This is a genomic window from Pseudomonas sp. MM213, from assembly GCF_020423045.1.
GTDB lineage: Bacteria > Pseudomonadota > Gammaproteobacteria > Pseudomonadales > Pseudomonadaceae > Aquipseudomonas > Aquipseudomonas migulae.
In genome coordinates this window covers 6,106,517-6,131,958 of the sequence record NZ_CP081943.1, presented here as the reverse complement: position 1 = coordinate 6,131,958, position 25,442 = coordinate 6,106,517, and the positions used below count along the sequence as shown (strand labels likewise).

General features: G+C 60.5%; 19 protein-coding genes and 1 pseudogene. 9 read left to right on the top strand and 11 right to left on the bottom strand.

The window, feature by feature from the left end:
- The 6 genes from pcaH to pcaR form a co-directional block, all read right to left on the bottom strand.
- Positions 1–705: a protocatechuate 3,4-dioxygenase subunit beta gene (gene pcaH, locus K5R88_RS27870; RefSeq protein WP_008039436.1), complete on the bottom strand. Its 705-nt coding sequence runs from the start codon at positions 703–705 to the stop codon at positions 1–3.
- Between the two features lie 36 nt (positions 706–741).
- Positions 742–1,947, bottom strand: coding sequence for a 3-oxoadipyl-CoA thiolase (gene pcaF, locus K5R88_RS27865; RefSeq protein ID WP_226298742.1), 1,206 nt, complete (start codon positions 1,945–1,947; stop codon positions 742–744).
- The gene (locus tag K5R88_RS27860) at positions 1,944–2,723 is read right to left on the bottom strand and encodes a CoA-transferase subunit beta (RefSeq protein WP_008025640.1); all 780 of its coding nucleotides are present in this window, start codon (positions 2,721–2,723) and stop codon (positions 1,944–1,946) included. The genes pcaF and K5R88_RS27860 overlap by 4 nt, the downstream gene beginning before the upstream one ends.
- A complete protein-coding gene (locus K5R88_RS27855) occupies positions 2,723–3,580 on the bottom strand; it encodes a CoA transferase subunit A (protein ID WP_008025638.1) in 858 nt (285 codons plus the stop codon). The genes K5R88_RS27860 and K5R88_RS27855 overlap by 1 nt, the downstream gene beginning before the upstream one ends.
- A gap of 269 nt (positions 3,581–3,849) precedes the next feature.
- Positions 3,850–5,196 (bottom strand): MFS transporter, encoded by a 1,347-nt coding sequence (locus K5R88_RS27850; RefSeq protein ID WP_226298741.1) that lies wholly within the window; start codon positions 5,194–5,196, stop codon positions 3,850–3,852.
- 127 nt (positions 5,197–5,323) lie between these two features.
- A complete protein-coding gene (gene pcaR / locus K5R88_RS27845) occupies positions 5,324–6,166 on the bottom strand; it encodes a pca regulon transcriptional regulator PcaR (protein ID WP_008025635.1) in 843 nt (280 codons plus the stop codon).
- 669 nt (positions 6,167–6,835) lie between these two features.
- Between pcaR and K5R88_RS27840 the strand changes: the two genes are divergently transcribed.
- Positions 6,836–7,036 carry a hypothetical protein gene (locus K5R88_RS27840; RefSeq protein WP_007903846.1) on the top strand — a complete coding sequence of 67 codons (201 nt, stop codon included), beginning with the start codon at positions 6,836–6,838 and terminating at the stop codon, positions 7,034–7,036.
- A 377-nt stretch (positions 7,037–7,413) separates the two neighbouring features.
- Positions 7,414–8,889, top strand: a complete 1,476-nt coding sequence (locus K5R88_RS27835) for an inorganic phosphate transporter (RefSeq protein ID WP_008025627.1) — start codon at positions 7,414–7,416, stop codon at positions 8,887–8,889.
- Positions 8,890–10,086: 1,197 nt separating this feature from the next.
- Here the strand turns inward: K5R88_RS27835 and ccoM are convergent.
- Entirely contained in the window at positions 10,087–10,203 is a 117-nt protein-coding gene (gene ccoM / locus K5R88_RS30835) for a cytochrome c oxidase subunit CcoM (protein ID WP_007906619.1), read from the bottom strand.
- A 142-nt stretch (positions 10,204–10,345) separates the two neighbouring features.
- Positions 10,346–10,507 carry a hypothetical protein gene (locus K5R88_RS27830; RefSeq protein ID WP_085988412.1) on the bottom strand — a complete coding sequence of 54 codons (162 nt, stop codon included), beginning with the start codon at positions 10,505–10,507 and terminating at the stop codon, positions 10,346–10,348.
- A 186-nt stretch (positions 10,508–10,693) separates the two neighbouring features.
- Here K5R88_RS27830 and K5R88_RS27825 point away from each other — a divergent pair, with 186 nt between their 5' ends.
- From K5R88_RS27825 to K5R88_RS27815, 3 genes are all read left to right on the top strand, one after another.
- Complete coding sequence (locus K5R88_RS27825) at positions 10,694–11,587, top strand: LysR substrate-binding domain-containing protein (RefSeq protein ID WP_226298740.1); 894 nt, start codon at positions 10,694–10,696, stop codon at positions 11,585–11,587.
- A 200-nt stretch (positions 11,588–11,787) separates the two neighbouring features.
- Positions 11,788–12,258, top strand: coding sequence for a RidA family protein (locus tag K5R88_RS27820; protein ID WP_226298739.1), 471 nt, complete (start codon positions 11,788–11,790; stop codon positions 12,256–12,258).
- Positions 12,255–13,442: an aminotransferase class V-fold PLP-dependent enzyme gene (locus K5R88_RS27815; protein ID WP_226298738.1), complete on the top strand. Its 1,188-nt coding sequence runs from the start codon at positions 12,255–12,257 to the stop codon at positions 13,440–13,442. The genes K5R88_RS27820 and K5R88_RS27815 overlap by 4 nt, the downstream gene beginning before the upstream one ends.
- On the opposite strand, the gene K5R88_RS27810 is transcribed toward K5R88_RS27815, so the two are convergent.
- Complete coding sequence (locus K5R88_RS27810; RefSeq protein WP_008034222.1) at positions 13,439–13,780, bottom strand: hypothetical protein; 342 nt, start codon at positions 13,778–13,780, stop codon at positions 13,439–13,441. The two genes, K5R88_RS27815 and K5R88_RS27810, sit on opposite strands and share 4 nt — an antisense overlap.
- A 219-nt stretch (positions 13,781–13,999) precedes the next feature.
- On the opposite strand from K5R88_RS27810, the gene rapA reads away from it, so the two are divergent.
- A complete protein-coding gene (gene rapA / locus K5R88_RS27805; RefSeq protein ID WP_226298737.1) occupies positions 14,000–16,846 on the top strand; it encodes an RNA polymerase-associated protein RapA in 2,847 nt (948 codons plus the stop codon).
- Between the two features lie 201 nt (positions 16,847–17,047).
- Here the strand turns inward: rapA and K5R88_RS27800 are convergent, their stop codons facing one another.
- Positions 17,048–18,397: a spinster family MFS transporter gene (locus tag K5R88_RS27800; RefSeq protein ID WP_008043599.1), complete on the bottom strand. Its 1,350-nt coding sequence runs from the start codon at positions 18,395–18,397 to the stop codon at positions 17,048–17,050.
- 337 nt (positions 18,398–18,734) lie between these two features.
- Between K5R88_RS27800 and K5R88_RS27795 the strand changes: the two genes are divergently transcribed.
- Positions 18,735–19,094 (top strand): YkgJ family cysteine cluster protein, encoded by a 360-nt coding sequence (locus K5R88_RS27795; protein ID WP_032829148.1) that lies wholly within the window; start codon positions 18,735–18,737, stop codon positions 19,092–19,094.
- A 143-nt stretch (positions 19,095–19,237) separates the two neighbouring features.
- Positions 19,238–21,520: pseudogene (locus K5R88_RS27790) on the top strand (putative bifunctional diguanylate cyclase/phosphodiesterase).
- Here the strand turns inward: K5R88_RS27790 and K5R88_RS27785 are convergent.
- A complete protein-coding gene (locus K5R88_RS27785; protein ID WP_223450975.1) occupies positions 21,411–22,307 on the bottom strand; it encodes an NAD(P)-dependent oxidoreductase in 897 nt (298 codons plus the stop codon). The pseudogene K5R88_RS27790 and the gene K5R88_RS27785 sit on opposite strands and share 110 nt — an antisense overlap.
- A 198-nt stretch (positions 22,308–22,505) precedes the next feature.
- On the opposite strand from K5R88_RS27785, the gene K5R88_RS27780 reads away from it, so the two are divergent.
- Positions 22,506–24,707, top strand: a complete 2,202-nt coding sequence (locus K5R88_RS27780; protein ID WP_008034213.1) for a hypothetical protein — start codon at positions 22,506–22,508, stop codon at positions 24,705–24,707.
- Positions 24,708–25,442 lie beyond the last annotated feature (735 nt).

Sequence of the window (25,442 nt, the reverse complement as noted above, 5' to 3'; positions counted from 1 at the left end):
TTATTTCTCCATCGGCGTGGCGTCGCGGCCGCGCAATACGATGTCCCAGCGGTAACCGAGGGCATAGGAAGGGATGGTTTTTTCCAGGTCAAAACTGGCGATCAAGCGCTCTTTGGCGCTGGTATCGGGCACGCAGTTGTAGATCGGGTCGTACGCCAGCAACGGGTCGCCGGGGAAATACATCTGCGTGACGAGGCGCGTCAGGATGCTCGGCCCGAACAGCGAAAAATGGATGTGCGCCGGACGCCAGGCATTGTGGTGGTTGCCCCACGGGTAAGCGCCGGGCTTGATGGTCTGGAATTGATACCAGCCATCGGCGTCGGTCACGGTGCGGCCGGTGCCGGTGAAATTCGGGTCCAGCGGCGCGTCGTGCAGGTCGCGGGCATGGTTGTAGCGACCGGCGGCGTTGGCCTGCCAGATCTCCACCAGAATCCCCGGCACCGGCAGACCGTTTTCATCCAGCACGCGGCCGTGAATGATGATGCGCTCGCCCAGCGGCTCGCCCTTGTGCTGGGCGGTCAGGTCATTGTCCTTCTCGTTGACGCGTTCGGCGCCGATGGTCGGACCGGTAATTTCCGACAACGAATGAGGCAAAAACACCAACGGCTTCGACGGTGAGCGACGATTGGTGGATTGATACGTCGGGTGCAGGTACTCCGGCTGGGTGCCTTCCTGCGGGCGACGGTAACCAGGCTTGTCAGTCATTTCGCTTTCCTCAGTTCTTATTGTCACTGCTGTGGGTCAGACCCGTTCGATGGCCAAGGCCAGACCCTGGCCAACGCCGACGCACATGGTCGCCAGACCTTTCTTGCCACCGGTTTTTTCCAGCTGATGCAACGCCGTCAACACCAGGCGCGCACCGCTCATGCCCAACGGATGGCCCAAGGCAATGGCGCCACCGTTCGGGTTGACCTGCGCCGCGTCGTCCGCCAGGCCCAGTTCACGCAGCACCGCCAAGCCTTGGCTGGCGAAGGCTTCGTTGAGTTCGATCACATCGAAATCGCTGACCGCCAGGCCGAGGCGTTCGGTCAGTTTGCGCACTGCCGGCACCGGGCCAATGCCCATGACACGCGGTGCGACACCGGCGCTGGACATGCCCAGCACTTTGGCGCGAGCGGTCAAACCGTGTTTCTTCACCGCGTCGGCCGAGGCCAGAATCAGTGCCGCCGCGCCGTCGTTCACACCCGACGCATTGCCGGCGGTGACGGTTTTGTCGGGACCGTTGACCGGTTTCAGTTTGGCCAGGGTTTCCAGCGTGGTGTCGGCGCGAGGATGTTCGTCCTGGCTGACGACGGTTTCACCCTTCTTGTGGGCAATCCGCACTTCAACGATTTCTTCCGCGAAAAATCCTGCAGCTTGCGCGGCGGCTGTCCGCTGCTGACTGCGCAGGGCGAACGCGTCCTGATCCTCGCGGGACACTTCGTAATCGTCCGCCACGTTGTCGGCGGTCTGCGGCATCGCATCGACACCGTATTGCGCTTTCATCAACGGGTTGATGAAACGCCAGCCGATGGTGGTGTCTTCCAGCTTCATGTTGCGCGAGAACGCCGCATCGGCCTTGCCCATCACGAACGGTGCGCGGGACATCGACTCGACGCCGCCGGCAATCGCCAGTTCCATTTCACCGCTGGCGATGGCGCGGAACGCGGTGCCGATGGCATCCATGCCCGAAGCGCAGAGGCGATTGAGGGTCACGCCCGGAATGGTTTCCGGCAGGCCCGCCAACAGCAGCGCCATGCGCGCCACGTTGCGATTGTCTTCACCGGCCTGGTTGGCGCAGCCGAGGAACACCTCGTCCACGGCGTTCCAGTCCACCGACGGGTTGCGCTCCATCAAGGCCTTGATCGGCACGGCGGCCAGGTCGTCGGCGCGAACCGCCGACAGGCCACCGCCGAAACGGCCGATGGGGGTGCGAATCGCGTCGCAGATATAAACGTCACGCATCACGCTTCTCCGGGTGCTTGGCCGTGGGCGGCGGCAGTGCGGGCTTCCAGATCCCTGAGTGCCTTGAGTTCAACCTCGGTCGGCTCGGCGGTGTGTTCAACAGTGTCAGCGAAACGAATCGCCCAACCGGTGGCCGCAACCACTTGCTCGCGGGTCACGCCAGGGTGCAACGCCGTGACCACGAATTCATGGGTGCCCGCTTCCGGTTCCATGATGCACAGGTCGGTAATGATGCCGACCGGACCGGCGCCCGGCAGACCCAAACGCTTGCGCGAATCGCCGCCCTCGCCATGGCCGACCGAAGTGATGAAGTCGAGCTTGTCGACGAAGGAACGCGACGACTGTTTAAGGATGATCAACACGCTTTTGGCCGAACCGGCGATTTCCGGCGCGCCACCGGCGCCCGGCAGACGGACTTTCGGTGCGTGATAATCGCCGACTACCGTGGTGTTGATGTTGCCGAAGCGGTCGACTTGCGCGGCGCCGAGAAAACCGACGTCGATGCGCCCGCCCTGCAACCAGTAGCGAAAAATCTCACCGGTCGGGACCACGGTGTCAGCGGTTTCCGCCAGTTCACCGTCACCAATCGACAGCGGCAATACACTCGGCTTGGCACCGATCGGACCCGATTCATAGATCAGGACTACGTCGGGCGAGGACGTCAGCCGCGCCAGGTTGGCCGCTTTCGACGGTAGGCCGATGCCAACGAAGCACACCGAACCGTTCTTCAGTCGGCGAGCGGCGGCAACGGTCATCATTTCATTGGTGGTGTAAGTCATTACTTCGCCTCCGAAGCAGCGGCCAGCTTGGCCTGGAACTCGCTGAAGTCAGCGCAGCCATGGATGTACTCGTTGATCCACGCGGTGAAGGTTTCACGGTCGCGGGCAATCGGGTCCCAGGCCTGGTAGAAACGGTTGTCACGCTCGTTGTAGCCGTGGGCGTAGGACGGATGCGCACCGCCGGGAACGTGGCAGACCGCGCTCAACGCCCAGGTCGGCAGCACGCAGGAGTTCATCGGTGCGTTGAGGTCGTCGACGATTTCTTCAACGGTGACGATGCAACGCTTGGCGGCCAGTGCGGCTTCTTTTTGCACGCCGAGGATGCCCCAGAGCAGTACGTTGCCTTTACGGTCGGCTTTCTGCGCGTGAATCACGGTGATGTCCGGACGCACCGAAGGCACGGCGGCCAACACTTCGCCGGTGAACGGGCAGGTAACGGATTTGATCAGCGGGTTGACCTTCGGCAGGTCGGAACCGGCGTAGGCACGCAGCACCGCGAACGGCAGGCCGGATGCACCAGCGACGTAGGCGTTCGCCAGGTCGGCGTGGCTGTGTTCTTCGATTTCCAGCGGGTGCGGCCACTGCTTCTCGACCGCATCACGCAGACGGTGCAGCGAACCCACGCCCGGGTTGCCGCCCCAGGAGAAAATCAGCTTGCGAGCACAACCGGCGCCGATCAACTGGTCGTAGATCAGGTCAGGCGTCATCCGTACCAGCGTCAGATCTTTCTTGCCCTGACGAATGATTTCGTGACCTGCCGCCGTAGGGATCAGGTGAGTGAAGCCTTCGAGCGCAACGGTATCGCCGTCGTTAACGAATTGCTTCACCGCGTCGTGCAGCGAAAGGATTTCAGCCATGGGGCAGGCTCCCGTTTTGTTATGAACCGACAGTGGTAGAAAAAGGCGCGATGCGCGCGCCGGAATGACTAGAGAGTAAGCCCCATAAAAACGCCAAACAATCCGATAATCGACTGAGTGTTCGTTTATCGAACAGATTGTTGTTTGGCTACCGATCCCAAAAAGCTTCGCGGGCAAGCCTCGCTCCTACAGGTTCAGTGATTACCCGTAGGAGCGAGGCTTGCCCGCGAAGAGTCCATCAAACCCACTGAAGATCCTGAAACCTGGACTCAGGTCGCATCCGCATGGCTGACCATGCCCTTGATCACCACCGCCGTGGTCGCCAAAGCCGCCGGAATCACCAGCGCCGTCAGCACTTGTTCAAAGTTCCAGCCCAACCCCAGCAACGTCGCGCCCATCCACGCCCCGAGGATCGCGCCAAAGCGACCAATCCCGAGCATCCACGACACCCCCGTCGCCCGCCCTTGAGTCGGATAAAACCGCGCCGCCAAAGAAGGCATCGCCGATTGCGCGCCGTTGACACACATCCCCGCCACCAGCACCAGGGTTGCCAACAGCGTGATGTTGCCCAGGCTCTGCCCAACTGCGTAGGCAAACACCCCGGCCAGCAAGTAGAAAGTACCGATGACTTTGTGCGGATTGAACCGGTCCATCGCCCAACCCACACCCACGGCGCTCAACACGCCGCCGAACTGGAACAGCGCACCGATAAACGCCGCTTGCTCCATGCTCGCGCCGCTGTCACGCATCAGCGTCGGCAGCCAACTGGTCAGCAGATAAACGATCACCAGGCCCATGAAGTAGGTCAGCCACAACAGCAAGGTGCCGGTGCTGTAAGTGCCGGAGAAGATCACCGCAAACACGTTGCGCGCCTTCACGGTTTTCTGTTCCGGCACACTGAAGCTGGATGCCTGAGCGACAACGCTCGGATCGATCGGCGCCAGCGCCTTGCGTACCTTGTCGGTGCCGCGATTGCGCACAACCAGGTAACGCGCCGATTCCGGCAGCCAGAGCAGCAAAACGACGGTGAGGATCAGCGGCAGAACTCCGCCGATCAGCAACAGGCTGTGCCAGCCGAACGCCGGAATCAGCTTGGCCGAAATAAACCCGCCACCGGCCATGCCGAGGTTGAAGCCGCAGAACATGCTGGTCACCAGCAGGGATTTTTTGCGCTCCGGGGTGTATTCCGACAGCAACGTCGTGGCGTTCGGCATACCGGCACCGAGGCCCAGGCCGGTCAGGAAGCGCAGCACCAGCAATTGATCGACATTGGTGCTGTAAGCCGACGCCAGGCTGAAGGCGCCGAACAACAACACGGCGCCCACCAGTACGACTTTTCGCCCGAAGCGATCAGCCAAGGGGCCGGAACCCAGTGCGCCGAAGACCATGCCGATCAACGCCGCACTCATCACCGGGCCGAGGCTGGCGCGATCGATGCCCCAGTCCTGGGACAGTGCCGGCGCGATGAAGCCCATGGCCGCGGTGTCGAGGCCATCGAGGAAGACAATCAGGAAACACAGGATCACCACTCGCCACTGGTAGCGCGAAATGGGTTGAGCATTGATGAAGGACTGCACGTCGAGGCAGTTTCCTACAGCAGACTGAGGCTGGTTCATTATTTTTATTCCACGCAAGAACGCAGTCGGACAGGTGCCAGCCTAGGCTGGCGCTGCCGCGACATTAGTGATCCTGGGGAAAGTGCGTCAATTCGTTAAACGCGAGTCTGGGCGATTACCGAACAGCTTAGGCAAACAGCTGGGCGCTGAGGTTGCGGCTGGCCGCCAGCAGACCCGGCAGGAACCGTTGCTCCAGCTCGTTGCGGCTGACCCGGCCGGCGTGCGTGCTGACGTTGAGCGCCGCCACCACTTGCCCGGAAGCGTCGTACACCGGAACGGCAATCGAGCGCAGGCCTTGTTCCAGTTCCTGATCGACGATGCACCAGCCTTGTTGCCGTACTTCCTGCAGGCACTCGAGCAACGCTTCGGGGGTATGCAGAGTGCGACTGGTCTTGGCTTGCAGGTCGGCATGGTCGAGGTATTCGCGCAGCGACGTGTCGTCCAGTGCCGCGAGAAGAATCCTGCCCATGGAGGTGCAATAGGCGGGCAAGCGTCCGCCCACCGACAGGTCCACCGAGATCAGACGCTGAGTGGTCGCCGAGCGGGCGATGTACAAAATGTCGTCGCCTTCCAGCGTGGCCATGTTGCAGGCCTCATGAAGTTGCTCGCTCATACGGTCGAGGTAAGGCTGGGCCGACACCGCCAGCGGGGTCGAGGACAGATAGGCATGGCCGAGGGTCAGCACTTTGGGCAGCAGCGAATAGGTGCGACCGTCGGTGGTGGCGTAGCCGAGTTTGATCAGGGTGTGCAGGCAACGTCGCACAGCGGCGCGGGGAATTTCCGTGCGGTGACTGATCTGGGCGATGGTCAAATGCCGTTTGCGCTCCTGAAACGCTTGCACCACGGCCAGGCCACGGGCCAGGGACGTCATGAAATCCGGGTCGCCGGTCAGGGCCTGGATCCGCTTGGCGGGCGACGCGACTATCGGCGGCGCTACTGAAGCGAAGGAATTGCGCATTTGCTCGTTCATATCAGGTCCTTTTCCCACACGGATCGGCGAAGGCTATTACATGCGGCCCCGGGTTCGGCGCACAAGCCACAGGCAGCCAAGATCGGGCGATTATCGAACGGCCGACCGATAATCGCAATCAGCCCTATGGACGCGACAGTCGCTGTGCAGGTTTCGGCTCGCGCCCTCTATTATATGTTTTACCTTTGCTTGAACCCGCCGTTAAAGCACCCCATGTATTCTTTAACTTGTTCGGCTTAATGACGCCAGAAAGACATCACTGCTAAGTGACGGCAAAACTTTCAAGTAACAAAACAATCACACATTGCCATTCATTTTTAACTCTTTGGCGATAGTGTTCTGCAAATCGACCGCTATAATGCAACTCAGTGACCCCTCGGTTTTTACTTGCCGATTGCGTCACCCGGCAGCACGATGTTCCATCGCGGCTGCCCGCAGCAAGTGCCTGTCGTTCATTTCATATGCTCCGCCAGCGCGCTCGCTGAAACAGGAATCTGATGCTACGTCAGCCGTTTTGCTCTGGTGCCGTGGCCGCCTGCAACATGGAAGTATTGATTGCCGTGTCGTAAAACGATGCCTTTGCGGGCATTGTCCTTTCGGCGAGCGTGGTCAATGCATTTGCTGCAGCGCGATTTACCAGAATTAATCTCAACCCATACAGGTAGCACTGTGACGAAAGACGAACTGCGCGCGGAACTTGAGCGCCAGGAACAACGTTACAAGGAAGTTTACGGCGGGGAAGTCACCACCTACGCCGCTCAGCCCGAACCGGAACGCAAACCCTGGCGTAAACGCGCCACCGTTCAGGACCAGGCTTTTTCCCAGGAATTGCAGAAGATGGAAAAGGAACTCAAAGCCGAAGAGCCATGATTGCTCCGGCCTGATTCCTTTCAAGGGCCCGCGCCTGCCCCCGTTAAAAGCGGGAAGCAATGATGTTGCCATTCGCGCCCGCTACGAGCGGGCAGCGGCCTCCTCATCCATCTGATGAGGCAAATGGCTCATGTCTGGCCCTCTTCTCAGATATTTCACACAAGCGTTCAAACCTCTCGCCTACAAGAGAGAAAACCTTGTGCCTGCGGGCTTTCCAAAGAAATTCAACGACTTGCAAAACCCGGTAAAAGCCCGGCGCCTGGGCTATTGCCGCAAACTAATTCGTTGAAGAATGTTACCGATGAGCAGCTAGTGCATCGATTAGCAGTCTTTTCTGGCATAATCGCGCCCCCTTATGACCGGGTCAGAAAACCTTCATGATCGATTTATTCAGCGGACTGGATGCTTGGGTGCTTGTGAGCCTCTTGCTCGCCCTCGCCTTTGTCCTCGCCTTCGAGTTCATCAACGGCTTTCATGACACTGCAAACGCGGTGGCCACTGTTATCTACACCAAAGCCATGCCGCCTCATCTGGCCGTGTTCTTTTCCGGTGTGTTCAACTTTCTTGGCGTGCTGCTGGGCGGTGTCGGCGTGGCGTATGCCATCGTCCACCTGCTGCCGGTAGAACTGCTGATCAATGTGAACACCGGTCACGGGCTGGCCATGGTGTTCTCGTTGCTCGCCGCCGCCATCACCTGGAACCTGGGCACCTGGTACTTCGGTATCCCGGCCTCCAGCTCCCACACGCTGATCGGTTCGATCCTCGGGGTCGGCCTGGCCAACGCCCTGATCAACGACATTCCGTTGGCCGATGGTGTGAACTGGCAGAAGGCGATCGATATCGGTGCCTCCCTGGTGTTCTCGCCAATGGCCGGCTTCCTGGTCGCCGCGCTGATTCTGATCGGCCTTAAATGGTGGCGTCCGCTGTCGAAGATGCACAAGACGCCGGAACAGCGCCGCAAGATCGACGACAAGAAGCATCCACCTTTCTGGAACCGCCTGGTGCTGGTGATCTCGGCCATGGCCGTGAGCTTCGTGCACGGTTCCAACGATGGTCAGAAAGGTATCGGCCTGATCATGCTGGTGCTGATCGGTATCGTGCCGGCGCAGTTCGTGCTCGACCTGGGCAGCACCACGTACCAGATCGAACGGACTCGCGATGCGACCCTGCACCTGAGCCAGTTCTACAAACGCAATGCCGATACGCTGGGCGAGTTCCTGGCACTGGGCAAAAGCGTGGAAGGCGATCTGCCGGAGAAATTCCGTTGCAACCCGAAACAGACCGAACCGACTATTTCCGCCCTGCTCGACACCCTTAAAGGTGTGGCCGATTACCACTCGTTGTCGGCGGAAAGCCGCATCGAAGTGCGTCGCTACCTGCTCTGCCTGGACGACACGGCCAAGAAAGTCAGCAAACTGCCAAGCCTCGCGGCCCGTGAAAAGGCTGACCTGGACAAACTGCGCAAAGACCTGACCACCACCACCGAATACGCTCCGTTCTGGGTAATCCTGGCGGTCGCACTGGCCCTGGGCCTCGGTACCATGGTCGGCTGGAAACGCGTGGTACTGACCATCGGCGAGAAGATCGGCAAGCAAGGCATGACTTACTCCCAGGGCATGTCGGCGCAGATCACGACGGCGAGCCTGATCGGCATGGCCAACATCTTCAGCCTGCCGGTGTCCACCACCCACGTTCTGTCTTCGGGCGTGGCCGGCACCATGGTCGCCAACAAAAGCGGCCTGCAGGGCGGCACCGTCAAAACCATCCTGCTGGCCTGGGTCCTGACCCTGCCGGCAACCGTGGGCCTGTCGGCCGGCCTGTTCTGGCTGGCGTCGAAGGCACTGGCCAGCTGATACATCGCTGCAACGAAAAAGGCGCGTTCCGTGAGGTTCGCGCCTTTTTTTATCGCTGTGTTTTAGTGAACATCACGAAGCACGCGGGCTGGGGGGGTGGCAGTGTTGGATGGGGTACATATCCATTTCTGCGGTAACGGCGGCTATGGGTTTCGCCCTTACGGCGAGTCACTTGGAAGAGCCCCAAGTAACCAAGGGCTCTTGCCCCTTTCGTTCGGTGCCTCGCCTAGGCTCGGCATGCCCTCGCTCCGGTCCTGCTCCGTGGGCCCGCCGCCATCGGCCATCCATGGCCGGGGGCGGCTAACCCGGCATCCATGCCGGGTTGCCCACTGCGCAGAACCTCCACTCGGCCTCTCGAGGGGGCGCTCAGATCAAAAGCTGAAGGCGAGCTAACGCTCGGCCTGATGAGTGGTGAGAAGCAAAAGCGCACGCGATCCCTGTAGGAGCCGGCTTGCCGGCGAAAATCGTCTAGGCGACGCGTTCATTCAGACACCCCGCGTTATCGTTGGCGTCCATCGCCAGCAAGCTGGCTCCTACAAGGGGAATGCATATGTGTCTGGATAAATACGATCAACTGTAGGAGCCGGCTTGCTGCGGGCGGCGTTCCGACGATAGCGGTGGGTCAGTCAACGTATGTATTGGCTGAACGGACGCCATCGCCAGCAAGCCGGCTCCTACAGGGGGAATGCGTAAATGTCCGAAATTAGTGCGGCCACCACAGTGCGGGAATGTGCGCATGACCGAAGAGCCAGGTCGGCTTTCAGGCCGCCTCGGCGGCTGTGGCGGTCGTCGCCCCCTCGAGAGGCCGAGCGCAGGTTCTGCGCAGTGGGCAACCCGGCATGGATGCCGGGTTAGCCGCCCCCGGCCATGGATGGCCGATGGCGGCGGGCCCACGGAGCAGGACCGGAGCGAGGGTATGCCGAGCCTAGGCGAGGCACCGAACGAAAGGGGCAAAAGCGCTTTGGTTACTTTCGCGCTTTTCGAAAGTGACTCGCCGTAAGGGCGAAACCAATAGCCGCCATCACCACAGAAACGGATATGTACCCCACCCAACAACCAACCTGAAAACCCCAGGCCGTTGCCCAACATAGAGCCCCCCACCACCAACCCACACAAACCACCAGATTCTCGCAGGCAAAAAAAAGGGCAACCGAAGTTGCCCAAAATGCCTTGCGTGCTCATTGCATCCAGAAAGACCTACGGTTTTTTCCGTTTGTGCGAATCTTTCCAGATAAAAAATCCAAACCCTGCGAAAAACAGAACCATGAGGCCGACTGTCAGCACTCCGGCGATCACCACGTTGTCGAAAAACATGACTGGCCTCCTGCACTTGCCCTGTTGCGATGGGGCTAAGTTAACCAATCAGGCAGGAGAGGAAATTGACCGGGATCAATATCGCCCGAGACTGGGCGCAAAGGAGGGAGAAAACTGATCTGCATCAACGGATGCAAGGGGTTTAACGCTTTTTCGGTTTGCTCTTCGGCTTCTTCTTCGCCTTGCCCAACGGCATTGCCTGCTCGAATGCCTGACGCACTTCGTTCAGGCGTTTTTCGTTGAGGTCATGAACACGCTTGGCGCGTTCGGAATTGAGGTCGATCAGTTTGTCGTCTTGGCTCATGGTCTTCGGTGCATCGCGTGAAATGAAGTTCAACTGCCGCATCGCTCGGCAGGATTGCGCCAATAATGCGGTCTGGCGCCCGCGCTGACCAGTCGCCTGCGTAACAGCGGCTTAACAAAATATGTGCTCATGGCGTTTTTTCAACGCACAATCGCGACTTTGCGATGGACCCAAAGGACCCGCGCCGTGGAACTGCACCAGGATCTGCCTCCCTTGATGGCCCTGCGCGCCTTCGAGGCCGTGGCGCGTCATTTGAGTTTCATCAAGGCCGCCGATGAATTGTCGGTGACCCAAAGTGCAATCAGCCATCAAGTGCAAAAACTGGAACAGTTCCTCAACCAGCGGCTGTTTATCCGTCGCACCCGGGCCATCGATCTGACACCAGCCGGGGCAGCCTACTACCGGCAGATTCAACCGGCCCTCGCCTCCATCGCCCTCGCCACCCGTGAACTGCGGGGCAATGAGCACCAGGAAAGCACGCTGCGCATTGGCCTGCTCGCCTCGTTCGCCACCCTGTGGCTGGCGCCGCGCCTGGCCAGTTTCAATGCGCGCCACCCGCACATTCATGTCGAACTCCTGCCCTCGGTGCAACTGGCCGACGTCGGCGGCGGCGAAGTCGACCTGGCCATTCGCTACGGAAAAGGTGGCTGGCCGAAAGTCCAGGCCCGGCGCTTTATGGTGGAAACACTGACCCCGGTCTGCAGCCCGGCGTTCAAGGCCAAGGGCACCGACCAAGGCCCGCTGCTCATGGCCAAGTCGCACCAGCCGTTCGAGTGGATCGACTGGAGCGCGCACAACGCCATCGACCTCAGCCATTGCCCCAGCGTCATGCTCCACGACTACAACATCGTCGTCGAAGCCGCCGTGGCCGGCCAAGGCATCGCCATGGGACGTCATCACTTGATCGAGCGCCGACTCAAGGACGGCTCGTTGGTAGAAGCCTTCTCCACCCCACCGTTCATTAGCGATATCGGCTATTGGCTGGTCACGCCCGAGCGACCGCCGAGCCACGCGGCACAATGCTTTAGTGAATGGCTGAATGAGATGGCCAACATCGCACACAAATCTCACGGCGACTAAAGATCAAAGGTGGGAGCGAGCCTGCTCGCGAAGGCGATGTCCCATCCAACATTCATGTGACTGATACACCCTTTCGCGAGCAGGCTCGCTCCCACATTCGATCTACGCATGAGCTAATTAAATACGTCGGATTAAATCTATCCGTTTGTCGCGCTCCCCGTCCGCCAACATGCTGAAGCCTTCATTCAGGAGGATTCACCATGACCGATTCACTCGCCCACCGCGTCCAGCAACTTGGCCTGAGCCTGCCGACACCGAGCCAGCCCATCGCCAATTACGTCAACCACGTGGTCAGCCAGAACCAGTTGTTCATTTCCGGTCAGATTCCGTTACTGGACGGCAAACCGGCATTCATCGGCCGATTGGGAGAGTCGATCTCCGATGAAGAAGGCGCCAACGCCGCCGAACTTGCCGCGCTGGGCCTGCTCGCACAATTGAGCGATGCACTCGGCGATGACCTGTCGAAACTGGTGCGCATCATCCGTCTTGGCGTGTTCATCGCCAGCGCCGCGGATTTTGCGCGTCAAGGTGCGGTCGCCAATGGCGCATCCAACCTGTTGGTCAATGTCCTCGGCGAAAAAGGCCGGCATGTGCGCACGGCTGTCGGCGTATCGAGCCTGCCCGGCGGCGTGGCCGTGGAAATCGACGCGATTTTCGAGCTGCGTCCATGAACCTCGGCGAAGTGGAGCGTTTGCGAGCGGCGACGCCGGGGTGCGCCAGCGTGATTCACTTCAACCACGCCGGCGCCTCGTTGCCGAGCCAGGCCACCCTCGACGCAATTATCGAGCAACTGCGACTCGAAGCCCTCTGCGGCCCCATGGAAGCCGCCGACCAGAGCGTGCAGGCCCGCGCTCGCCGTGCGGCGGCCCTGCTGCTCAATGCAAACACTGAAAACATCGCGTTCGCCAGCAGCGGTTCGGCTGCCTGGGGCATGGCATTCAATGCATTGGGGCCCTGGCAGGACGGCGAGCGGATTCTGGTCGGGCGCCATGAATGGGGCGGCAATCTGGCCTGCATCGCACGGGCCGTCAGCGCCGGGGCGCGGCTGGAGGTGATTCCCTGCGATGAGACGGGCGCCGTGTCCGTGTCCGCCCTCCAGCAGATGATCGACCCGAAGGTGAAGCTGATCGCACTGACCTGGCTTCCGGCCAACGGCGGCCTGATCAACCCGGCCGAGGCCATTGGTGCCGTGGCGCGCCAGCACGGCATTCCCTACTTCATCGACGCCGGCCAGGCGCTGGGGCAATTGCCCTGCGATGTGCAGGCGTTGAACTGCGATGTGCTCAAGGGCGCCGGGCGCAAATTCCTCCGTGGCCCACGAGGAACGGCGTTGATGTACATCAAACCGGGGTTTCTCGAACGGCTCGTGCCCGGCCATCTGGACGTGCTTTCCGCACCGTGGGACGGCGAAGGTTTCTCGGTGCGTGACGATGCGCGGCGGTTTGAAACCAGTGAAGTGTCGGTGGCTTTGCTGGCCGGGCTGGCCAATGCGCTGGAGGAGTTCAACCACTTGAGTGCAACCCGGATTCGTCAGCGGATCGAAAGCTTGAGCGGGCAACTGCGCGAACGCCTTGAGTCGGTCAGCGGGCTGACGCTACACAACCTGGGGCCGGCGAATCAGCAATCAGGCTTGGTCGCCTTCACGCTCAAGGGTTGGGACAGCGTTGAATTGAAGCAGCGGCTGGCGCAACGAGGGATCAACATCGGCGCCAATGGCGTGGCCTATACGCCGCTGGATATGCAGGCCCGAGGGCTGGACAGCATCGCGCGGATTGCCGTCAGTTACCTCAATACCGAAGAAGAAATGGATGTACTGCTCAACGCCCTCAACGAACTTTCCCTCATCAAGGACTAAATCTGAATGTCGACCCACAACCCCTGACGCGGCTCGTCGTCCATCAATGGCGCGACCGGCACGGTGTTATCCGCGTTGAGCTCAGTGCCGGGAATGGCCAGGTGCTCTTCAGGATCTTCATCGGCTTCACGGCGACGGCGTTCTTTTTCCTGCTTGCGGCGCTGTTCCTCGCGCAGCTGAAACGCCGCCTCTTCCGGATCGCGCTGTTGCAGGTCGATCGTGCTTTCGTTGGAGCTTTCCTGCACCGGCACAACAGGCGGAATATCCGGGCGCTGGCGGATCGGGTCGTGCTGTGAAGTAATCGGCACGGCACTCAAGGGGAGCATCGGTGGCAGCATAATTATTTGTCTCCTGTCAGCAGGCTGTCGGCTGCGGGGATGGCGACTTGAGCCATCGGTCGCAAACTGTGACCGGATTGGCACTAACAAGTGCCCCGGCCCGCACACGTCTCAAGCGGTGAACTAACGTAAGACTGTGAGTTTTTCTGAGAGTCCTTTGGCCCTGAAGCCCTCATTCCGTTAAGATAGCCCGCTTTTTCAAGGTGGGAGTCAGGCAGCATGGCGCAGCAGTATCAACCGGGGCAACGCTGGATCAGTGACAGCGAAGCCGAGCTGGGTTTAGGCACCGTTCTGGCACAGGACGGCCGCTTGTTGACCGTGCTCTATCCGGCCACTGGCGAGACTCGCCAGTACGCGCTACGGAATGCGCCCCTCACCCGCGTGCGTTTTTCGCCGGGCGATTCGATCATTCACTTCGAAGGCTGGAAACTGACCGTACAGGAAGTCGACGACATCGACGGCCTGCTGATCTACCACGGCCTCAACGCGCAGAACGAAGTGGTCACCCTGCCGGAAACCCAGCTGTCGAACTTCATTCAGTTCCGACTGGCCAGCGACCGTTTGTTCGCCGGGCAGATCGACCCGCTGGCCTGGTTCTCCCTGCGCTACAACACCCTGGAACACACCAGCCGCCAGTTGCAATCCTCGCTCTGGGGCCTGGGCGGCGTGCGTGCGCAACCCATCGCGCACCAGTTGCACATCGCCCGTGAAGTCGCCGACCGCATTGCGCCGCGGGTATTGCTGGCAGACGAAGTGGGCCTGGGCAAAACCATCGAAGCCGGTCTGGTGATCCATCGCCAACTGCTCTCGGGCCGCGCCAACCGCGTGCTGATCCTGATGCCGGAAAACCTGCAGCACCAGTGGCTGGTGGAAATGCGCCGCCGCTTCAACCTGCAAGTCGCGCTGTTCGACGAAGAACGCTTCATCGAAAGCGATGCCGCCAACCCGTTCGAAGACACCCAGCTCGCGCTGGTCGCCCTGGAATGGCTGGTGGAAGACGAAAAGGCCCAGGACGCGCTGTTCGCTGCCGGTTGGGACTTGATGGTCGTCGACGAAGCCCACCACCTGGTGTGGCACGAAGACAAGGCCAGCCCTGAGTACTCGCTGGTTGAACAGTTGGCCGAAGTCATTCCCGGCGTCTTGCTGCTGACCGCCACCCCGGAACAACTGGGTCAGGACAGCCACTTCGCGCGTCTGCGCCTGCTCGACCCGAACCGTTTCCATGACCTGCACGCCTTCCGCGCCGAGAGCGAGAACTATCGCCCGGTGGCCGAAGCCGTTCAGGAGCTGCTGGACAAGGGGCGCCTGTCGCCTGAAGCGCACAAGACCATTCACGGTTTCCTCGGCAACGAAGGCGAAGCGCTGCTGAGCGCCGTCAATGATGGCGACACCGAAGCCAGTGCCCGCCTGGTCCGTGAACTGCTCGACCGCCACGGCACTGGCCGCGTGCTGTTCCGCAACACCCGCGCCGCTGTGCAGGGTTTCCCGGAACGCAAACTGCACCCGTACCCGCTGCCGTGCCCGGACGAATACCTCGAACTGCCGTTGGGCGATCACGCCGAGCTGTACCCGGAAGTCAGCTTCCAGGCCCAGCCGGACGCCAACGAAGAAGAACGCTGGTGGAAATTCGACCCGCGCGTCGAGTGGCTGATCGACCAGCTGAAAATGCTCAAGCGCACCAAAGTGCTGGTGATCTGCGCCCACGCCGAAACCGCCATGGACCTGGAAGACGCCCTGCGCGTGCGTTCCGGTATTCCTGCGACGGTGTTCCACGAAGGCATGAACATCCTTGAGCGTGACCGCGCCGCCGCTTACTTCGCCGATGAAGAATTTGGCGCGCAAGTGCTGATCTGCTCGGAAATCGGCAGTGAAGGTCGCAACTTCCAGTTCTCGCACCACCTGGTGCTGTTCGATCTGCCGTCGCACCCGGACCTGCTGGAGCAGCGGATCGGTCGTCTCGACCGGATCGGCCAGAAGCACATCATCGAACTGCACGTGCCGTACCTCGAAACCAGCCCGCAAGAGCGCTTGTTCCAGTGGTACCACGAAGCGTTGAACGCTTTCCTCAACACCTGCCCGACCGGCAACGCCTTGCAGCATCAGTTCGGCCCGCGCCTGCTGCCGCTGCTGGAAAATGCCGACGACGGCGAGTGGCAAGCGCTGATCGACGAGGCTCGCACCGAGCGTGAGCGCCTGGAAGCCGAGCTGCACACTGGCCGTGACCGTTTGCTGGAACTCAATTCCGGCGGCGCTGGCGAAGGTGATGCGCTGGTCGAGGACATCCTCGAGCAAGACGATCAGTTCACGCTGCCGATCTATATGGAAACCCTGTTCGACGCCTTTGGCATCGACAGCGAAGACCACTCGGAAAACGCCCTGATCCTCAAGCCGAGCGAAAAAATGCTCGACGCCAGCTTCCCGCTGGGCGACGACGAAGGCGTGACCATCACTTACGACCGCAACCAGGCGCTGTCTCGCGAAGACATGCAGTTCATCACCTGGGAACACCCGATGGTGCAAGGCGGCATGGACCTGGTGCTGTCCGGTTCGATGGGCAACACCGCCGTGGCGCTGATCAAGAACAAGGCGCTGAAACCGGGCACCGTGTTGCTGGAACTGCTCTACGTCAGCGAAGTGGTTGCACCGCGCTCGCTGCAACTGGGCCGTTACCTGCCGCCGGCCGCGCTGCGCTGCCTGCTCGATGCCAATGGCAACGACCTGTCGGCCCGGGTGTCGTTCGAGACCCTGAACGATCAACTGGAAAGCGTACCGCGTGCCAGCGCCAACAAATTCATCCAGGCCCAGCGCGATCAGCTGACGCCACGGATCAACGCCGGCGAAGAGAAAATCTTCCCGCGTCATGCCGAGCGCGTGGCTGAGGCGCAACGTCGTCTCGCGGCTGATACCGATGAAGAACTGGCGCGCCTGACCGCGTTGCAAGCGGTCAACCCGACCGTACGCGACAGCGAACTGGTTGCCCTGCGTAAACAGCGTGAACAAGGTCTGGCGATGCTCGACAAGGCAGCGCTGCGACTGGAAGCGATTCGGGTGTTGGTGGCGGGTTAATCGCCCTGCCCCACCTCGCGCAATGAAAAAGGCCCGCAGCGATGCGGGCCTTTTTTTGTCTCGGAAAAACCAAACAATCCCTGTAGGAGCCGGCTTGCTGGCGATGGTCGTTAACGATAACGCGTACTGACTGGTTCACTGCGGCGTATTCGAGTCCATCGCCAGCAAGCCGGCTCCTACAGGTCTTCTATTCCAGTTTTTTTAAGCGGTGACCGCCGGGATCTGCGGCTCAACCACCGCCACCAAGCCTTCCTTCATCCGCTTCGCATCCCGCACAAAACACCGCGACGCCATGAACAGGAACACCATCGTAAAGAACAGCGCCACCGGGATCAGGTACATCGCGTCATGCAGGCCAACAGCCTTGAACGCTTCGGTCATCTGTTCGGCGCCGGCCGCCAGCATCGCCGTGTGTGCGAAGTGATCGGACAAACCGCCCACCACCACCGGCCCCAATCCGCCACCCAGCAAATACAGCCCGGCAAAGAACAGCGCCATCGCCGTGGCCCGCAGGCGTGGTTCGACCACGTCCTGGATGGCCGTGTAAACGCAGGTGTAGAAGTTGTAGGCAAACAACCAGCCCAGACTGAACACCGCCACGAACACCCCGATCTCGATCCGCCCGGCATGCAACGCCCACGCGGTGCACACCGTCGAAACGATCAGGCTGAACGCCGCAAACAGCAGCCGCCCATTGGCCACCCGCTGGTGAATCTTGTCCGCGACCCAGCCGCCCAACGTCAGGCCGAACAGCCCCGTCACACCGACGATCACACCGGTCGCCACCGCCGCTTCGTGCAATGGCATCTGGAAGTAGCGTTGCAGCATCGGCACCAGGAAGGAGTTGCAGGCATAGGTCGCGAAGTTGAAGCACAGCCCCGCCATCACCAGCCACAGAAAAGTCGGCACCGCCAGCACCCGGCGGATCGGCCGGTCCACACGCTCCTGCGAGACCTGCACACTTTCCGCTGCGCCGCGTTTCGGTTCCTTGATGAAAAACATGAAGACCGCCAGGATCAGCCCCGGCACCGCCGCGATGAAGAACGGCGCACGCCAGCTGTCGAACGCCTTGACCATCCAGCCGATGGTGAAGAACGCCAGCAGCAGGCCCAACGGCAGACCCAGCATGAAAATGCCCATCGCACGCGCACGGCGGTGGGCCGGAAACAGGTCGCCGATCAGCGAATTGGCGGCAGGTGCGTAACTGGCCTCACCGATACCGATGCCCATGCGCACGATCAGGAAACTCCAGAAACTGCCCACCAGCCCGTTGACCGCTGTCAGCCCGCTCCAGGCCGCCAGCCCCCAACCCATCAACTTGGCGCGCGAACCGGTATCGGCCATCCGCCCCAGCGGCAACCCGGCAATCGCATAGACAATGGTGAAGGCGGTACCGATGATGCCCAGTTGAAAGTCGCTGAGGTGCCATTCCATACGGATCGGCTCGATGATGATGGCCGGAATGGTGCGATCGAAGAAATTGAACAGATTGGCCAGGAACAGCAGGAACAGAATGCGCCAGGCATTCGCCGCTTGGGTCGAGTTCTGCATGGGTCCGTCTCTTTTTATTGTTTTTGGGGCATCACTGTCCCCGGAACCTGCAATCTAGTCAGGCCCGGTGCAACTGTCTGTAATTATTCGTAAGGCTGATATCAACCCATGGCGCCAGTGGAGCCGGCTTGCAAGCGATGGCGGTGCCACATTCAACATTCATATGACTGATATACCGGTCGCATCGCCCGTCCCACAGTGGGTTGGTGGTGTTTTCCATGATCCGACCAACCGTTGAAAAATACCTCTGTGCCCCCCTTCCAAAGCCCGAGGCGAAGCCTAGAATAGCGGCCTTGTCTGCCACACCATGCCCCCATCCCTCCTTTGATTATCGCCCATGTCCGAAGCCAGTCCGTGTCTGAATTGCGGTGCCTGCTGTTCTCACTTTCGCGTGTCTTTTTTCTGGGGTGAATGCACCTCGGCCGGAGGTGTAGTGCCCGATGAACTGGTGGCGCCGATCAGCCCCAGCCGGGTGGCCATGCTCGGCACCGACTGCAAACCGACTCGTTGTGTCGGATTGGTCGGTGAAGTCGGCACCGCGGTGCAATGCTCGATTTACGACCAACGCTCCAGCACTTGCCGCGAGTTCGATGCCTCTTGGGCCAACGGCGAGGCGAATGTGGATTGCGATGCGGCACGAGCCGCCTTCGGGTTACCAGCGCTGCAACCCGATTTACCTTATGAGCAGATCGCCTGAGCCTTAGCCGTAAACGCTATAACACTTATGCCAAAATCATTAGTGCCAATGTGCCATCACCGCTGACGCTCTTTGTATGACCTCTATACTCCAAAGCATTCGCCAGCGTGCATGGCGCGGGCCGGGACAAGACGGGGCATGCTATGGAGTGGCTTGGTTTGCATTTTTTTACCGAGCTGACCGCGAACGGGCAAGTTGTCCTCAATTGCACACATGATCCTTTTCTGGTGCTGCTGGCCTATCTGGTCGCCTGTGTGGGCGGCTTCGCCACGCTGGACATGGCCGAACGAGTCGGGCATTCGGAAAACCCGGCGTCACAACGGCTGTGGCGCTGGATCGGCGCCGGATGCCTGGCCGGCGGCATCTGGGCCATGCACTTCATCGGCATGCTGGCGTTTCAGGCGCCGGTCGAGATTCAATACGAACTGCCCGTCACCCTTGCCTCCCTGCTGATTGCCCTGTTCGCCTCGTGGCTGGCGATGCACACCCTCAGTCATCCTCACCTGAGCATCCGGCAGTACATCCAGGCGGCCATTTGCATTGGCCTGGGCATCGCGATCATGCATTACGTGGGCATGGCGGCGATGCGTTCGAATGCGATGACGTATTACGAACCGGTGCTGTTCATCCTTTCCATCGTCATCGCCATTGGCGCCAGCCTCGCGGCGCTGTTGCTGTCGAGTCGATTGCGCGAAGGCTCTGGCCTGCTCCATCAATTGGTCAAATTCAGCGCCAGCCTGGTGCTTGGGGCGGGCATTATCAGCATGCATTTCACCGGCATGGCCGCCTTCAGCCTGGTGCTGCCGACCGGCAGCCCGCTGACGTTGCCCGGTGACAACAATCACCTGCAACTGGGGCTGACGGTGGCGGTCATCACGCTGCTGATCATCGGCAGCAGCATCGGCGCAGCACTGGCGGACAAGAAACTGCAACACAAGGAACGCGACCTGCAACGGGTCAACACGCTGCTCGGCCAACTGGACCAGGCGCGCATGTCGCTGCAAGAAGTGGCGAACTATGACGCCCTGACCAACCTGATCAACCGCCGCGGCTTCAACCAGATCTTCGCCGAGAAGCTGCTCCAGAAAACCGATGAAGGCGGCATGCTCGCGGTGATGTTTCTGGACATCGACCACTTCAAGCGGATCAACGACAGCCTCGGCCATGACGCCGGCGACGAATTGCTCAAAGTCCTGGCCCAGCACATCAAGGGTTCGGTACGCAGTCACGAAGATGTGGTGGCGCGTTTCGGCGGTGACGAGTTCTGCCTCCTCATCAGCCTGCGTGAACGCGAGGAAGCACGGGCCATGGCCCAGCGCATCATGCTGAAGATGAAGGAACCGATCGAGCTGTCCGGGCGCCGCATGGTCATGACCACCAGCATCGGCATCAGCCTGTTTCCGGAGGATGGCACCACCTGCGAGGAATTGCTGAAACACGCCGACCTGGCGCTGTACCAGTCCAAGGGCGGCGGCCGCAATGGCCTGAATTTCTTCAGCCCGAACCTGAAAACCCGAGCCACGCTGGAGCTGCAACTCGAAGAGGAACTGCGCCACGCCCTGCATGAAAACACCGGGCTGATCCTGCATTACCAACCGATTTTCGACTTGCAAACCGCACAGGTCAGCAAGCTGGAAGCGCTGGTCCGCTGGCAACATCCGGTTCACGGGCTGCTGACACCAGACCGCTTCATTGCCATCGCCGAGGCCAACGGGTTGATTGCCGAGCTGGACAATTAGGTTCTGCGCAAAGCCTGCGAGGACCTGAGCGAGTTGTCACGTCAGGGCTACGAAGAACTGCACATCGCCGTCAACTGCTCGCCGCTGAACCTGGCGCGCGAAGACCTCGCCGATGAAATCGAACACGCGTTGCGGGTTGCCGGAGTGGCGCCGCAGCGACTGGAACTGGAAGTGACCGAGAACGCGCTGATGGTCAACATCGCCAATTCGTTGGTGTTGTTGCGCCAGATCCGCGCCCTCGGCGTGTCGCTGTCGATCGACGAATTCGGCACCGGTTATTCCTCCCTCGCCTACCTCAAGCGCCTGCCGCTCAACTCGCTGAAGATCGATCGCTCGTTCATCCAGGACATTCCAAAATCGACTCAGGACATGGAAATCGTTCAGGCGATTATCGTCATGGCTCACACCCTGCATTTGCAGGTGATCACCGAAGGCGTCGAAACCCTTGAGCAATACGAGTTTCTCCAGCGCAACGGCTGCGATTTCGTCCAGGGCTACCTGCTCAGCCGCCCGGTGCCGCTGGCGGAACTGCGTCCGGTGCTGAGTGAAATCAACCAGCGCCAACACGGGCACACGATCAGCCCGCTGAGTCCGGTTCGCGGTACAGCTGCACCAGGGTCGACGGATCTTTTTCCAGGAATCCCTGGCTACCATGCAACCGCATCAATTGTGCGGCCAATCCGCTGATGGGCGTGGCCGAACCTTGCTCACGGGAAAATTTCACCGCGGTATCGAGGTCCTTGAGCAGCGTGCGCACGTGCCATTTCACCGGTTCAAAACGGCTTTCGGCCATTTGCGGGGCGAGGATCTGCAACGGTTTTGAATCGGCAAACCCGCCGGCCAGCGCTTCGGCAATCAGGCTGGCCTGCACACCGGAACGTTCGGCCAGCGCCACGACTTCGGCGATGACCAGCGCGTTACAGGCAACGATCATCTGATTGCAGGCCTTGGTCACCTGCCCCGCCCCGACCGCGCCCATATGAGTGACACGCTGGCCGAGGCTGAGCAGAACAGGCCTGACACGCTCAAGGTCCGCCGCTTCGCCGCCCACCATGATCGCCAGGCTCCCGGCCTCGGCGCCGACAACGCCCCCGGACACCGGAGCGTCCAGCCAGCGCATGCCGGTCTGGCTGGCCAACTGCGCCGACATTTCCCGCGTCGCGGTGGGCTCCAGGCTGGAAAAATCCACCAGCAACTGGCCGCTTTTCCCACCTTCGGCCACTCCGCCCGGACCAAACACCACCTCGCGCACCACGGCCGTGTCGGCCAGGCACAACATCAGCACATCGGCGTGCCGACACAGCTCGGCAGGCGTGGCAACTTGTCGCGCACCCGCCTCGACCAGCGGCGCACATTTGGCAGGATTACGGTTCCATACAGTCAGCGAAAACCCCGCAGCCAGCAGGCGCCGGCACATCGGCAGGCCCATAAGGCCGATACCGGCAAAACCCAACGAAGGTAGGGTTGACATCATTTGGCCTCCTTTTTCATTAAAGATCGCCAAATATTGGCCGATTCATCATGACTAAGGAAAGGATTCCCCCGAGTGATGTTCAGGCCCAGTCCCTGACGCTTGGGCCCAATACGCGCTGAAAAAAGACGCGAGAACCCATCCGTGATGGTTTGACGACACGTTGTCGTCCAGCCAACCAGCCCAGGTACATGGCGCACAATGACTTCTAAAAACAATCCGGCCACTGCGATTTCCGATCTGACGCTGAGCCCCGCGGCGAACAGCCCCACGCCGTCGAAGCCATTGAGCCCCTCGCGCCCGTTGGCGACTCAGCAATACCTGTACTTCACCGAGACCAATACCGACCGCATCCTCGATAACCTCGATGGCCTGCGCGACATGGTGTTCCCGCGCCCGCCGCACCTGGAAGGCGATAACGAACAGCACAACGACCAGGAATTCCCGTCGGTGTGCCTGATCGGCCTCGGTCGCTGCGGCTCGAACATCGCGCTGGACGTCGCGGAGCTGGTGTACAACGCCCGCAAGTTCTACCTCAACGAATTCAACAACGAAGATCGCCTGTCGCCGGACAAGCGCTACGCCGAAAAGGGTTACAGCCCGGCCCAGTGGATCCGCAACAACCTGCGCCTGGGCCCGAACAAGGCCACCAAGCCGGTGTTCCTGGTCGAACCACTGGTAATGCTCGGCGACCTCGACAAAGACATCGCCGGTCGCATCCGTTTCTCGCGCAAAGGCGAAAAAAGCGGCTTCCTGCGCGACTACAGCAAAATGAAGATCATGGACTTGTCGGAAGTCCACGCCGGTGGCGCCGGTAACGCGCCGATCCTCGGTCAGTACCTGGCCAAGATCATCCTGAACAAGGACACCCAGCGCTTCTCCAGCCCGGACTGGAAAATGATTCACTCGTACCTGATCGACAGCTGCGGCATCAAGGCCAACCAGTCGCGCCTGTACTTCTCGATCTTCAGTGCCGGCGGCGGTACCGGTTCGGGCATGGCTTCGGAATTCGGCCTGGCCCAGCAGCACTCGTACATGAACAAGACGTTCGACACCAAGCCGATGGACGAGCACGACGGCAAAAGCGGTCATTCCTTCGTCTTCGAACCGATCTTCACCAGCGGCATCTGCGTACTGCCGAACATTTCCGATCACCGCAGTGAAATGTCCGAGGCGCTGCACATCAACGCCGGTCGCCTGCTGTGCAAATACCTCTCGGAAGAATGGGACTTCTCCTACAACTTCGCCAACGAAGACAGCAGCGAAGCCAGCGTCATGGGCCGTATCCGCCCATGGAACGCGATGATGCTGATTTCCAACGACATCATGCGTTATGCCGAAGAAAGCGATGACGGCAACATCCAGAACATCGACGTCAACGCGATGGAAAAGCACGCCAACCAATACATTTCGCAGCAGATCTTCAACATTCTGACGGCGCAGGCGGTCACGACTGACTACGACCAGAACTATTTCCGTCGCGCCGGCATCGACATCGGCGAAACCATTCGCCTCGACGCCAACGACCTGTTCATGAGCCTGGCCGGCCCGGTGGCGATTGCCTACGCCGAATCGGTCGTGCCGGAAACCCCGCCGCCAAGCAGTGACAAGTTCAAGGTGTTCGAGAAAGAGCCGCAGCGCTTGAACATCGATGACCTGTTCTTCCGCTCCATCGACCTGCCGCACTTCAACAAAGTGACCCAGGCCATTGAAGGCATCAGCCTGCTGCCGATCGAGTCCAAGCGCTATCGCGCCTCGCTGGAGCAGTACAAGAATTCCGGTTACGACGCGGCCGCGTTGCACGACCTGCACTTCTTCAAGAACTGCTCGTCGGTGGTGTCGATTGTTTCGCTGCCAAAAGACTACAAGCTGTCGTACATGGACCTGAACCGGTTGAAGACTCACCTCAACAGCCTGTTCCCGAACACCACGCTCAAGCGTTATGCGCTGGTGATCGGCGCGTCGGCCAACTTGTCGCTGACCACCTTGATCGCCAAGAGCCCGTGCCTGTCGGACGACTTCCTGACGCTGATCGTGGCCTTCATCAAGCGCTGCTTCGCGAAGAACCCGTACCGCTTCGACGACACGCTGGATAACTCGATCCTCGACTTCATCATCAACGAAGACTTCAACGAAGAGCTGATCGACGACTTGCTGAACGAGTTCGAGAACCCGGCGAAGATCCTCGATACCAACTGGTATGCGATCAAACCGATGTACGAGAAGAAGTACCGCGAGCTGATCAACGACAAGGAGAAATTTGTCTCGATCAATGACATTCGCCTGTCGCGCGATTGCGTGAAAAAGGCGATCAAGTACCTGCGCGAGATCTACCGTCACCGGATTGGCAAGACCAAGGTTATTTCGCTTAATAACCATACGGGCAAGACGTTTACCGTCTGATCTGAAATCGCGTCGTTCCATTGTTTCGGGGTGTATATCCGTTTTTTGGGTGATGGCGGATATTGGTTTCGCCCTTACGGCGAGTTACTTGGAAAAGCGCCAAGTAACCAAACGCTCTTGCCCCACCACTTGGCACCTCGCTCTGGCTCGGTGTGCCCTCACTCCGGCATTGCTCCGCGGGTCGCCGCGATGGGCCATCCCTGGCCCAGCGCGGCTAAACCGGCATCCTTGCCGGTTTCCCCGCTGCGCAATGCCTGCGTTCGGCCAGCGTGGTTAACGGGGCGCCTGCGATCAAAATCAAAATCAAAAACGAAGCGGCCTTTGGGCCGAACGGGGCGTCAAGCGGGCGCGCTGCGCTTGTTTGACCGTGCTGACGCCGATCCCATGTAGGAGCGAGCCTGCTCGCGAAAAACGCCCAGCCACCGCGCACATTCAGGCAGCCCGCGTCATCGTTAACGTCCATCGCCAGCAAGCCGGCTCCTACAGGGGATTGGTGTACAAGTCCGGAATGAGTGTACGAAACAAAGAAGGACAACGCGGACCACCAAAGAGCCAGGTCGGCTTTAAGGCCGCCTCGCGCGGTGTTGATCTGGCTTTTGATTTTGATCTGCTTGCCCCATGGGGAGGCCGAGTGGAGGTTCTGCTCAGTGGGCAACCCGGCATGGATGCCGGGTTAGCCGCCCCCGGCCATGGATGGCCGATGGCGGCGGGCCCACGGAGCAGGACCGGAGCGAG